This window comes from Enterococcus avium, from assembly GCF_002891025.1.
GTDB lineage: Bacteria > Bacillota > Bacilli > Lactobacillales > Enterococcaceae > Enterococcus_A > Enterococcus_A avium.
The window spans coordinates 2,353,331-2,366,409 of record NZ_NBSL01000002.1; the positions used below are offsets into that span (position 1 = coordinate 2,353,331).

9 protein-coding genes are annotated in these 13,079 nt (G+C 40.4%); 2 read left to right on the plus strand and 7 right to left on the minus strand.

What is annotated here, in order from left to right; genetic code table 11:
* Positions 1-639 (minus strand): L-fuculose-phosphate aldolase, encoded by a 639-nt coding sequence (locus AUF14_RS11805; RefSeq protein WP_204371494.1) that lies wholly within the window; start codon positions 637-639, stop codon positions 1-3.
* Positions 640-918: 279 nt separating this feature from the next.
* Between AUF14_RS11805 and AUF14_RS11810 the strand changes: the two genes are divergently transcribed.
* The gene (locus AUF14_RS11810) at positions 919-1,938 is read left to right on the plus strand and encodes a DUF4947 domain-containing protein (protein ID WP_102866060.1); all 1,020 of its coding nucleotides are present in this window, start codon (positions 919-921) and stop codon (positions 1,936-1,938) included.
* Positions 1,928-2,506 carry a hypothetical protein gene (locus tag AUF14_RS11815; RefSeq protein ID WP_049220539.1) on the plus strand — a complete coding sequence of 193 codons (579 nt, stop codon included), beginning with the start codon at positions 1,928-1,930 and terminating at the stop codon, positions 2,504-2,506. Before AUF14_RS11810 ends, AUF14_RS11815 begins: the two co-directional genes overlap by 11 nt.
* Positions 2,507-2,638: 132 nt before the next feature.
* Here AUF14_RS11815 and tnpA read toward each other — a convergent pair whose 3' ends face one another.
* From tnpA to AUF14_RS11845, 6 genes are all read right to left on the minus strand, one after another.
* Positions 2,639-3,106, minus strand: coding sequence for an IS200/IS605 family transposase (gene tnpA / locus AUF14_RS11820; protein ID WP_028020983.1), 468 nt, complete (start codon positions 3,104-3,106; stop codon positions 2,639-2,641).
* Positions 3,107-3,306: 200 nt separating this feature from the next.
* Complete coding sequence (locus tag AUF14_RS11825; RefSeq protein WP_016179536.1) at positions 3,307-5,151, minus strand: ABC transporter ATP-binding protein; 1,845 nt, start codon at positions 5,149-5,151, stop codon at positions 3,307-3,309.
* A gap of 15 nt (positions 5,152-5,166) precedes the next feature.
* Positions 5,167-7,548: an ABC transporter ATP-binding protein gene (locus AUF14_RS11830; RefSeq protein WP_049221822.1), complete on the minus strand. Its 2,382-nt coding sequence runs from the start codon at positions 7,546-7,548 to the stop codon at positions 5,167-5,169.
* Entirely contained in the window at positions 7,548-7,994 is a 447-nt protein-coding gene (locus tag AUF14_RS11835) for a MarR family winged helix-turn-helix transcriptional regulator (protein WP_016179534.1), read from the minus strand. The genes AUF14_RS11830 and AUF14_RS11835 overlap by 1 nt, the downstream gene beginning before the upstream one ends.
* A 206-nt stretch (positions 7,995-8,200) precedes the next feature.
* On the minus strand, positions 8,201-10,024 hold the full coding sequence (locus tag AUF14_RS11840) for an APC family permease (RefSeq protein ID WP_049221823.1): 1,824 nt from the start codon (positions 10,022-10,024) through the stop codon (positions 8,201-8,203).
* 239 nt (positions 10,025-10,263) lie between these two features.
* On the minus strand, positions 10,264-12,999 hold the full coding sequence (locus tag AUF14_RS11845; RefSeq protein ID WP_053089566.1) for a YhgE/Pip domain-containing protein: 2,736 nt from the start codon (positions 12,997-12,999) through the stop codon (positions 10,264-10,266).
* Positions 13,000-13,079: the final 80 nt, after the last annotated feature.

Here is a 13,079-nt window from a genome sequence, read left to right on the forward strand (position 1 = left end):
TTATTGTCCATAACTAGGAAAACGCTCGTGTACTTCGGCCATGTCTGCATCGTCCAATATTACTGGATCTCCAAATAAAGAAGCACCCACATGTAAACCCGCTAAACGTTCGATCTCACTTGCTACCGAAAAAGCATCGTGCAAATTCGGACCGCATGTCAGCAGTCCATGATTCGCTAAAAAACAAGCATAACGATTCTCCATTGCTTCAAAGGCGTATTCTGCCAACTTCTCCGTCCCAAACGTCGCATATTTAGAGCAGCGAACATCACCGCCTCCTGCAATCGCTATCATATAATTAGTCGCTGGAAGAGGCTTGCGGCAAGTCGCAAGAATCGAACTAAATGTCGAATGTGCATGTACGACCGCACGAATCTCATCACCTCGCCGTTGATAATTAATCAAATGCATCTGCCATTCACTTGAAGGCTTCCTTGCTCCTTCAACAACCTTCCCTTCAAGATCCAGCACAACAATATCCTCTACTGTCATCTCGAAATAATCAATGCCACTAGGCGTGATTGCCATCAGCTGGCTTTCAGGGTCATACATGCTGATGTTTCCGCCAGTCCCTGCAGTCAATCCAGTCGAAATCAATTTTTTGCCATATTCTACCAGCTGTACCTTTTCTGTATCCATCATACGCGCTACTCCTTTTCGAAATTATGTTCATTTAATAGAAAATATTTTCTATAGTTAAAATATCATCTTCTTGTTGATTAGTCAACAAAGAGCAAAAGTTCATTTTACAGAAATATTTCTCTAACCAAATCTCTAGCTATACCAAAAATCTTTGCATCGTCTCTTTTCGCGTTACCTATCCCGTGGTATCATTTATGAACAGTTAGTGTTCTGGTAACATCGAAAACAAAGTTATCTGTCTGAGGGGCTTTGGATAAAATGAGAGGAGTGGTGAAAATGAAGGGCTTGGTCTGTAAATATTGCGGTGGAAATCAGTTCGAAAAAATAGAATCTGGTTATGAATGTAGCTATTGTCACGCAGTCTACGAGCTTGATGCACCACCTCTAGAAAAAAGACAGCCGCGGAAAAAGCTGGCTTTCATTATAAGCATCACCTTGTTTCTTATTGTGGGTATTCTTTTTATTAGCAGTATTTTTAATCCCTTTTCATTGAAAGCAACTCCTTCAAAGAGCGGATCGAAGCTGACTACATTTAAGCCTGTCACCAACGCTAAAAGCTCGACAGATTCGACAACCTATTCACCTAGCCAATTGAATAATCCTGAGCGAAATGTGAGAATCGCCGAGCTTTCATTGAACCAAGAGGAGATTGATTTAGCACTTGTATCAGCGGAAGAATACGGCGGCGACGAGACGGAAGAGTTTAAAGAACGAGTATCAGCCGCACAAAAGCAACATGATACTCTTGAAAAAAATCGTCTAAGAACATCTCCAAACGAAGAGATGATCATCGAAAATCCTAATAGCGACTTCGCCATAACGACCTATTATCGAGAAGCTGGATTTCTAGCTGCTTACGGACCAGATTTCGATCAATACTCCAGCTCAGATATTTTACGGATTTGGGGGCAGCCAGATGAGATTGTTACAGATTCCGAGCAAATTCAAAAAAAGCTTGCTCTTAAGTTTGATGAACAAAATAATCCCATCAATTATGAAGCAAAGATGCTTAGAAAGCAGTGGCAGCAAGGAGAATTGACTTGGCGAGAGGTTCGTGCCTTCATCGCCATAAACACGGATAATACTTTTGGTGGATTCACCAAACTATTTGTTTATGAAAAACAGGGAAAACCCAACGTTTATTTTAAAAATGACCAGGTAGGATATGTTACCCCAATCGTGCGTTACATTTACTTTAACCGTCTACCAGAGCAATATTCTCGCGCTGGATTAGGTAAATATCCGGATGACTTCCCTGAAAATTACGGATCGGATGGACTCTATCATGAAAAGTAAAGAATGTATGAATTGCGGTAGCACACATTTCCATAAAGTTGAACAAGGTTGGAAATGTGATTATTGTGGAACGATTTATTTAAAACCACAAAAAAAGGATTTGTCACAAAAAGTGCGGCAACAAACTGCACTCCCGAAGAAATCTCCTAAAAATAAGGTGCTGGCACTGAGTTTCGCTATTTTACTCATCATTGGTTCTGTCATTTTTATGTTTTCTAATACCGTTTCCTATGAACCGATCGATACACAACCAGGAACCTCCAAACCAAAGGAGGCGTTTCCTGGAGAGTGGACATCAGAGATTTACGATAGTATAAAGGTCGCGACAGAGCATTACGATGCTGACAACGAAAAATACTCCTTTAAGGGCGGTGCCAGCTATGAAGAATTAGAAAAGCTAGTTGGCCCACCAGATAGAGTTACCAGCTGGGAAAGAGAAAAATATGGTATGCCTCCAAGATCGACAGCCACATGGGATCAAACTAAAGACGGCGAATATGCCAACGGCTCTGTTACAATCACTTATGATAAACAAACAAAGATGATCACAGACAAAAGTCGCTACTAGTAGACGATTTTTTAGTAACACATCCACCCGTGAGAACGGGTGGCTTTTTAACACCTCTAGAAGAGGTCACTACTCGCCTACTCCATAAATGGAGCTTTCTAAAAGACCACCAACCGCTCTTCGCTCGCTACTTTATTTCTTTTTCTTCATTTTGAATGGATCAACGTATTCTCGTTTACTTATACTATCTCGGATTCGATCATCTGATTCTTGCTCTCGTATATATTTTTCAATTGTTTTCTGGTTCAGACCGACTGTGCTCACGTAATACCCCTTTGACCAGAAACTTTTATTTCCATATTTATAGACTAAGTTTCCATGCTGCTCATGGATAAGCGTCGCACTTCTTCCTTTCAAGTAGCCCATGAACTGCGAGATACTTATTTTTGGTGGTACTTTTACCAACATGTGAATATGATCTGGCATTGCGTGTGCTTCGATTATTTCTACCTCTTTCATCTCGCAAAGCTTCCTCAAAATTCTTCCAATATCTTTTCTTAATTCCCCATAGATTACTTTTCTTCTATATTTTGGGGTGAAGACTATGTGATACTTACAATTCCATCTAGTATGTGATAAACTTTTGTCGTCTTTAGACATAGAAAAACTCCTTTCGATAAAATAAGCGGTTGGTAGCCACTTATTAGTATATCGAAAGGAGTTTTTATCGCTAAAGCTATTCCATCCACGCGTAGAAGCGCGCGGTTTTCTTGTTTCGTACGCTCCGCGAACGAAACTGACTAAAGTCATTAAATAAAAAAGACCAATCATCCGAAATAAATGGATGATTGGTCTTTGCTTTATTCTGATAATTCTTCAAATTGTGAGTTGTACAACGCGGCATAAAGTCCGTTTTGAGCCAATAGTTCTTCATGGCTTCCTTGTTCTTTGATATCTCCGCCTTGCATATAAAGAATCTTATCGGCATCCTTGATCGTTGATAGACGGTGAGCGATAACAAATGACGTCCGCCCCTTCATCAGATTGTTCATCGCTTCTTGAATCAATCCTTCTGTCCGTGTATCAACAGATGATGTTGCCTCATCCAAGATCAAAATTGGCTTATCAGCTAAGATCGCACGCGCAATCGTCAGCAATTGCTTTTGCCCTTGAGAGATATTGGAAGATTCTTCGTTCAATTCCATGTCATAGCCACCAGGCAATGTCTTGATGAAGTGATCCACGTGAGCGGCTTTAGCTGCTGCGTAAACTTCTTCGTCGGTCGCATCTAAACGACCGTACCGCAAGTTGTCCATGATCGTCCCTTTGAACAACCACGTATCCTGCAAGACCATCCCAATGTTCTTACGCAAATCAGCACGATTGAAATCTTTGATATTGTGACCATCAATCTTAATCGCACCAGAGTTGACATCATAAAAACGCATCAATAATTTAACCATCGTGGTTTTACCTGCACCAGTTGGACCAACAATCGCAACTGTCTGACCAGGATCAACATGCGAAGTAAAATCTTGAATAACGATTTTATCAGATGTATAGCCAAATTGAACATGATCGAAATCGACCATTCCTTTTGCCTTATCAATTTGAACAGGATTTTCAGCCATTTGTTCTTCTTCATCTTCTGCTAAGAATTCAAAGACCCGTTCTGCCGCTGCTGCCATTGATTGCAGCATGTTTGATACTTGAGCTAGTTGTGCGATCGGCTGTGTCAGATTTCGTACATATTGAATAAACGCTTGAATATCCCCAACAGTGATCGTACCGTTATAAGCCATCACACCACCGGCAATCGCCACACCTACATATCCTAAGTTACCGACAAAGTTCATGATCGGCTGCATCAAACCAGAAAGAAATTGAGATTTCCATGCTGATTTGAAGAGAATATCATTTTGTTCTTTGAATTCTTTCAATGAGTTTTCTTCCTCGTTGAATAAGCGTACGATGGTGTATCCACCGATTGTTTCTTCAACTTTACCATTGATCACACCAAGATATTCTTGTTGCGTTTTGAAATACTTTTGCGAATTCTTCACGACAACCATGATCAATAGAAGTGAGATCGGCACGATCAAGATCGCGATACCGGTCATCTTCACTGAGATTGAAAGCATCATCACGATAACTCCGATTATGGTAAATGTTGAAGTAATTAATTGAGTCAAACTTTGGTTCAATGATTGTCCTAAAGTATCCACGTCATTAGTGATTCGTGATAAAACCTCACCAGTCGTCCGACTTTCAAAATAATTCATTGGCATGCGGTTGATTTTTTCAGAAATCTCTTTCCGCATCCGATAAGTAATCTTTTGCGAAATCGTCGACATGATCCAGCCTTGGATGATCCCAAATAAGGAAGCAACTACATAAAGACCTAACATGAAGAGCAGGATACCACCGATTTTATCAAAGTTGATATCGCCAGTTCCCTGATATTTCTTGATCAGACCGTTAAATAATTCTGTGATCGCCTTTGACAGGATCTTTGGTCCCCAAATATTGAAGATCGTTGAAGCTGCCGCAAAGATCATTACAAAGAAAACGGCGATTTTATAAGCGCCAAGATACGAAACCAATTTTTTGATCGTACCTTTGAAATCTTTCGCTTTTTCAACTGGCGCACTCATCCCTCGACCAGGTCCGCCACCACGAGGGCGATTTTGTTTTTGTTCTGCCATTCTTTTCGCTCCTCCTTAATCCGCTTCTTCTATGCCTAGTTCAGCATTACTTAATTGTGACTGAGCTATTTCTTGATAGACAGCTGATGATTCCATCAATTCTTCATGACGACCTTGGGCTACTACACGGCCTTCATCTAATACGATAATGTTGTCCGCATGCAAGATCGTAGAAATTTTTTGCGCTACGATAATTTGAGTTGCATCCTTGATATTCTCAGCTAATGCTTTACGCAAAGCAACATCCGTCTTGTTATCAAGAGCTGAGAAGGAATCATCAAAGATCAATATTTTCGGATTCTTAGCCAGTGCCCGAGCGATTGATAACCGTTGCTTTTGTCCACCAGAAACATTCGTTCCACCTTGGGAAATTGTCCGATCAAATCCTTTTTCATTCGAGTTGATAAATTCATCTGCTTGTGCAATCTCAGCAGCTCGTTTCATTTGTTCATCTGAAATATCAGCATCACCAAATTTGATATTTGAAGCAATGTCACCAGAGAACAGCACACCTTTTTGTGGTACAAATCCCATAATCTCATGTAATTTATGCATGCTCATTTCACGAATATCGATACCGTCAATCGTGATACGTCCGCCAGTTACGTCAAAGAGACGCGGAATCAAATTGACGATCGTTGACTTTCCTGAACCTGTCGAACCGATCAAAGCAGTTGTTTCACCCGGTTTAGCAGTGAAATTAATATGATGCAAGACATCTGCATCAGCATCGCCATAACGGAATTGAACACCTTCAAATTTCACTTCACCTTTGAAGTCATGGTCGTCTTTTGGATATTCTGGATCTTTAATCGTAGGTTCCGTGTTCAACACTTCATCTACACGTCCAGCTGCAACATTGGCACGAGGTAAAATGATTGATACCATTGACAACATCATGAAGGCCATAACAATTTGCATTGTATAAGTAATGAAGGCCATCATATCCCCAACTTGTAATTGACCATTGTCCATATTGTGTCCACCAACCCACACAATCAAGACTGAAATACCATTCATCAACAGCATCATAATGGGCATCATCAATGACATCGCACGGTTAACGAACATTTGCGTCTTCATCAAGTTCGTATTAGCAACATCGAAACGCTCTTCCTCATATTTTTCACGTGAGAACGCACGAATAACTGGTAACCCAGTGATAATTTCACGAGAAACTAAGTTTACACGGTCGACTAAGTTTTGTAGGGCCTTAAATTTAGGCATTGTGGTCAGCAATAAGGTTAGGACTAAAACTAAAACAGCTGCTACAGCCACACCTACGATCCAGCCCATACCAGTGCCGGTCTTGTATACTCTGTAAACACCACCGATACCTAAGATCGGTGCGTATAAAACGATTCGCATGATCATAACGATACCCATTTGAATTTGTTGAATATCGTTGGTATTTCGTGTAATCAATGAAGCAGGTGAGAATTTCTCCATTTCGTTATTTGAAAATTCCAATGTTCGCTCGTATTGTCCAACACGCAGGTTTTTACCAACAGTCGCAGCAATTAATGAAGCAATTAAACCAACAATGATTGCCGCAACAGCAGATACTAAAGTCAAACCAAGCATTTTCGCTCCAGTCTTGATCATATAGTCCGTCTGGATTTTTCCTGTATTCACATCTAACGCTTTGTATTCCGCCAAAGTCAGTTGAATCCCTACCGTTTTCAATGAGTCTTCACCAACATCGCCTAGGCTTTCCTTAGTAGCTTTACGTGCAGCTTCAACTTTTGCTGGCATCGCGTCATTTTTGGCTTTGATAGAATCGCCAAGTTTTTGAGCTTCTTCTCCTTTTGCTTGCGCTTCAGCAGCTAATCTCTGAGCTTCCGCACCTTTTGCAGCGGCAGTTGCACCGTCTGTAGCCGCAGCAGCTTCTTTACCAGCTGATTGAGCTTGCTCACCAAGGGTTTTCGCCTCTTGCCCCAAAGCCTGTGCCTGAGCAGCATCCTTTGAGATAGCTGTATAATCATTGATAACTTCTTTTGCTTCTTTCGCATTGCTTGAATCCTTTGAACGAGTGGAAGCAATCATCATCATCGGTAAATTAAAGATATCTGCTAACTTATCTTTTGTCATACCCTCTTGAAGATCTAATTTATAAATATCAACCTTCTTGCCATCAATCGTTTGGGTGGCTTCTTTATAATTTTCCTTGATTGTTTGCTTCTCTTTATCGGTCATAAATATCTCGATTCCTTGAAGCGTTGATTTTCTAATTTTTTCTGGCGTTGACTGTTCAAGTCCTCCTTGTTGAATACCGATATCAACGATATCTGACGTTAAACTTGGTAAGCTCAAATCACTAGATGCCTGCACGATTAAAAGCATGAACACAGCAATAATTGCGTACCAGTATTTACCAAGATATTTAAAAATCTTCACTATTGATCACTTTCCCCTTCCATGGTTAATTTTTGAGAGTACTTGACAAATTTGGCAGTCAATTCAAGATATTTTTTAGTGTCCTCTTCTCCCATCAGCTCAAATACTCGAATGATTTTATTCCGCATTTCCAGCTTTTCAGCCTTAGCCACTTTTTTCCCGTTCTCTGTTAAACTGACGTTGATTCGTCGTCGATCATTAGGATCCATTGTGCGACTTATCAGCCCGCGTTTTTCCAAGTTTCCCAGTACAGCAGCAATCCGAGCAGTGGATAGATTTAAGGTATCAGCCAAATGTTTTGGATTCGTAGGTTCACCTAATCGATCGAGTACTTTAATGACGATATTAGCACCCTTACTGCTCTTCTCAATCCTGCTAAACGCACCATGGCGATTCTGAAACATCAGTTGCACTAGTTCACGTTCTGCATCTTCTGCGTATGTCATCATACTCCCCCTTCTTTCAAAAAATAACTTTCGTCTCATTAATACCTAATAGTGTTAGTAATTAATGCTGTTTGATATTACCTCTAATAAGAACTAAAATCAACCCTTTTTGCTCAAAAAAAAAGATGAATACGTTTTATCCTTTCTATTTTTTGAACTTTTTTAAAATAAACAAGAGTGTACCTAATATCGGCACACTCTTGAAATTATTTCTTCAAATGATAGTTGTACGTACTAATGATAATATCGTCGCGATAGGACAGCCGGAAACGCAAACGCAACGCTGTTTGATTATGCAACGAACGTTTCCAGGTTCTGTTTGGAACAAACTCTGGAATCAAAACAGTTGTCGTATAATTATGTTCCTTCGCATTTTTACTTACTCGGTCAACATAGCGACTGACTGGATTCACAATTGATCGATACGGTGAGCGAACAACTGAGAAGCGAACATCTGGGAACTTCTCACGAAACTCATGGCGAATCTCGCGCTCTTTCTCTTCATTTTCCTCCAATGAAACGTGCATCGCAATCACGTAATCACCAATCGAACGAGCATAATTAATCGCACCAATATTGACCTGCGTCACATTCCCTACAAGTACGATCACTGTATTGCCTGCATACTCATGTAATTCCACATCATCAACCAAACGTAATTGTTCCGCCACATTTTTATAATGCTCATGTACTTTATAGAAGGCATAGATCAGGATTGGCATAATAATGAAGAAAGGCCAAATATCCGGCAAACGATAAACAAATAAAATCAAGACGATCGCAAAGGAAATCAAAGCACCAATCATATTCGCAATCGATTTTCTAAACCAATGTTGGCCTTCTTTGCGCCATTTCAGAACCATCCCAGTTTGCGATAAGGTAAACGGAATGAATACTCCGACTGAATACAAGGGAATTAAGCGCTCCGTTGAACCTTGAAAAATTAATAACAAGATGATTGACCCTAATGCTAACGTAATGATTCCGTTTGAGTAGCCTAGGCGATCCCCGCGATCTTGGTAGCGATGCGGGAGAAATTTATCCTTCGCTAAATTGTAGGCCAAAACAGGAAATGCTGAGAAACCCGTATTGGCTGCCACAGCTAAAATTAGGGCTGTAACAAATTGCAATACATAATACATGATCCCCTTGCCAAAAACAGCTTCACCCACTTGGGATAAGACTGTCACTTCAGCAGTAGGAACAATGCCAAACCAATAGTTCAAAAATGTGATGCCAGTAAAGAAGAAGCCTAGGATCAAGCCCATCATGGCCAATGTCCCTGCTGCATTTTTGGCACGCGGTTTTTTAAAGAATGGCACCGCATTACTAATCGCTTCCACACCAGTTAATGAAGAGGAACCTGAAGAGAAAGCTCGTAGCAATAACGCCACCGAGATTCCTGGAACAATTGCTCCGACTTGAGCGGTGGAATGAAGCGGTGCTGCTCCGGAAACAATTTTTACTAATCCCACTAGGATCAACACCGTTATCACCGCAATAAAGCTGTAGACGGGTACCATCAGTAACCCCGCACTCTCACGTAAACCACGCAAATTCATCAGCATCAATAATAAAACAATAATGACAGAAATCAGGACGCGATGATGATACAAAGCAGGAATCGCAGAGGCGATAGCTTCAGCACCAGCTGAAACAGATACAGCAACAGTTAACATATAATCCACCAGAAGCGAGCCCCCAGCAATCAAGCCGGCATTCTTCCCCAAATTCTCACTACTAACGACATAAGCGCCTCCACCATGAGGATAAGCATGAATAATTTGACGATAAGATAAAATCAATGAAGCCAATAAAATTAATACTACAAATGCAATTGGTAATGAATACCAAATCGCTGCTGCTGACAAGGTTACCAAAACGACGACGATCTGTTCTGTCCCATACGCAACAGAAGATAACGCATCTGATGAAAGCATCGCTAAAGCTGCGAAACGTGATAAGTTTTGATCATCATTTTCAGACGACTTCAATGGTCGACCAACCAGCAAGCGTTTAAGATAATCCATTAGACTCACTCCTTGTTCCAAATAATGTACTCATTTACTTTACAGAAAAATATGTTTGTTTTTACGCCGCAAATTATTATTTCTATCAATAAAAGTCTTCTAAAAAAAAGCAAACAAGCGAAATATTACTCGTCCTTAATCTAAAAGTCAATGTTTTTTTCAATGACTTTTCATACATTTAGTAAAACACGAAAACAGGTAAAACAACAGCAATACGCTGTTGTCTTACCTGTTGTTTTTTAGTGGAATATTTTACTTTCATGAGCCACTTTTGTCAACTTCGTCAAATGTGGCTGCAAGAGTGGATATGCCCACGTACCTAATGTACCGAATACCACAAACAAAACAATCATGATTATGATATCGCCTGACGCATTTGGCCAATAGATTCCGCCAGCACTCTCACGCAATAAATTGACAGCATGGGTGAATGGCAGCCATGGATTGACCGCTTGAAAGAACTTCCCGGATACTTGGATCGGATAGTTTCCGCCCCCGCCGGAAATGGAGAGCACGAGAATAATAATCGCAATTCCTTTCCCGACTGTTCCAAAGAGCGCAACCAACACGTACACAATCATCATGAAGGCTAGAGCAACTAAAACAGCAAAGAGGACACTATACACTGGATTCTTCACATAAACGCCTAACAAAAACATATTTCCTAATGTAACAATCAGGGCCTGTCCGACACTTACAACTAAATAAGTTAACATCCGAGCACCAAATTGTTCACGTTTCGTGTATTTGCCGCGATCTTTTTTGTCTAAGAAAAACTCAGTGGTAGTAACACTAGAGAATAGTACCGCACCGACCCACAAACACAAAGCCGTGTAGAATGGTGTACTAGCTGAACCGTTATTGGCGATTGGGTACATTGTATTCGTCTGTAAATCTACCGGAGTCGTGAAGAAGTCACTTTCCTTTTGGGCATCCAGCTTCAATAATTTCAAGACCTGACCGAAGTCAATCGTCTGATCGCCTTGTTGGATAGCATTTGCTGCTTTTTGAATCCCTGCTCGCAAGGTTGGATAATCATTTTTGATCAGATCCGTTGCAAGATTCAACGCCCGTTCAACCTCTGGCATTTTATCATTTGCCAGCTTCAAGCTGCTAGTCAAATCTTTTTTCACACCAGGCCAGTCATTTTGCATAAAGTTTGCGGCCAAACCTAATTTTTGTTCTACTATAGGGAGTTCATTGTTGTAGAGGTCTGCACCTGTATTTATTCCATTGACAATATCATTCATATGACCGTTCAATAGAACGTTCGCATCATGAACTTCTTGACCAATCGCCGGCATTTGCTTTTGATATTTTTCTAAAAAGGCAATCGCATTGCTGACGGTGCCTTCCGTCGAATTCAATAATGACGCAAAATCAATTTGCTGAGCTTGATTCAAGACACCTTGCGCTGTAGTAATTGTATTGATTAGCTTATCAAGGATCGTGCTGACTGTTTGACCGATTTGTTCAGCGTTGATGCTGTTTACCACATTCGCTACGTTTACAGCAGCACTATTGATCTCGTTTAAATAGTCTTTTGCTTGATCTGTAGTACCGTTTTGAACTATATCATTTAGATGTCCAAAACGAGTGCTTATATCACCAATAGCATTTTTTAGATTATCTAATCGACTCATAATGGTTGCCAAATTTTGACTGACTTCAGTATTACCATTATCATCAGCAGTCTTCTTCAAATCAGCTAAGAACTGGTTAAGTTTGTCGATAGCTGTTTGCTGCTCTGATAAATTATTTTGGAAGTCGTTAATGATCGAAGCAATATGAGCCTTTTCATCTGGCGTTAACTCTTCTTTATCTAACAGGGCAGATAAATCACTTGTAATTGCTTGAGTAGTTGTAGCCACCTGTCCAATCGCCTGCAACGTCACTTGCACACTGCTGGAAATACTTGGTACAGCTGATTTCAATTGTTCTGCACCATTTTTGGTCGTTGTAGCAAAGTCATCTGCTTGATTCCCCAACTTTTGAATATCCGGTAAAATCGTTTGAACTTGATGAATGATATTCAAGCCTTGTTTTGCTTCGTTAATCCCATCATTCATGGTTTTTTCAATTTCAGCAAAATCATTATCAACTTGTGCCAACTGATTTCCAGCTTGTTGGATTTCTGGAATTTTCTGTTGCAACGTTAAGATGACACTGGCTTGTCGTTTGATTTCAGGCATTTTTTGATTCAAGACGATCAATTTCTGTCCTAGCTCATCGACTTGCGGTACATAGGTTTCGATTTCGTTCGCCTTCGCTAATTTTTCTTTCAGCTCCGGCAGTTTACCTTGCACTTCGACAACTTCTTGCGTGTACTTGTCAATCTCGCCTAAATTGTCGTTGGTCGTCAAAATTAAATTTTTGACCTTGTTAATACTAACGAGGTTCGCATCAATGTCGTAGCCGATCTCGTTAAAAACCTTCAGCAAGGTTGAACTAGCTGTCTTAATGAATTCTTGGCTGATCTCTGTTTGTATTGAACCGGCACCTTTATCAGTGATTTTGGGCGCGATCGCATTGATTTTCTGGTTCAAATAATATTCGATTTTCGGTTTTTGAATATCTCCAGAAGTGAAACTCAATAAATCCTTTGAAAATTCTTTTGGTAAGTAGATTCCTGCGTAGTATTTACCTGACTTAACACCCTCGACAACTTGTTTCTTCGAGTCAACGAAACGCCAGCCGAGCTGTTTATTCTCGTGCAGGTTCTTGATAACCTCGTCCCCGATTTCGACGTCCTTGTCTTGGAATTTTGCTCCGGTATCGGCACTGTAGACCGCAATCGGCAATTCCCCAGTGTTAGAATAAGGATCCCACAAAGCTTTGATATTAAACCAAGCGTAAAGAGATGGGATGACGACTAATGCAGCCATCAGAAAAATGGCGATCGGATTTTTGAAAATACGACGCCAATCTAATATGAACAGACTCCATGTGTGTTTAAGAGATTGAATAACTTTCATTGATTTCACCTACTATTTTTTCTCGCTGAACTAATGTAGCATGGAATTTCGGCTAATTTCAATTCTAGTTAGTCTCTGAA

What these genes read in the sequence shown, in the direction of transcription:
- AUF14_RS11840 (WP_049221823.1), bottom strand. Translation starts at nt 10,024, where the DNA reads ATGGATTATCTTAAACGCTTGCTGGTTGGTCGACCATTGAAGTCGTCT.
- tnpA (WP_028020983.1), bottom strand. Translation starts at nt 3,106, where the DNA reads ATGTCTAAAGACGACAAAAGTTTATCACATACTAGATGGAATTGTAAG.
- AUF14_RS11845 (WP_053089566.1), bottom strand. Translation starts at nt 12,999, where the DNA reads ATGAAAGTTATTCAATCTCTTAAACACACATGGAGTCTGTTCATATTA.
- AUF14_RS11835 (WP_016179534.1), bottom strand. Translation starts at nt 7,994, where the DNA reads ATGACATACGCAGAAGATGCAGAACGTGAACTAGTGCAACTGATGTTT.
- AUF14_RS11815 (WP_049220539.1), top strand. Translation starts at nt 1,928, where the DNA reads ATGAAAAGTAAAGAATGTATGAATTGCGGTAGCACACATTTCCATAAA.
- AUF14_RS11805 (WP_204371494.1), bottom strand. Translation starts at nt 639, where the DNA reads ATGGATACAGAAAAGGTACAGCTGGTAGAATATGGCAAAAAATTGATT.
- AUF14_RS11825 (WP_016179536.1), bottom strand. Translation starts at nt 5,151, where the DNA reads ATGGCAGAACAAAAACAAAATCGCCCTCGTGGTGGCGGACCTGGTCGA.
- AUF14_RS11810 (WP_102866060.1), top strand. Translation starts at nt 919, where the DNA reads ATGAAGGGCTTGGTCTGTAAATATTGCGGTGGAAATCAGTTCGAAAAA.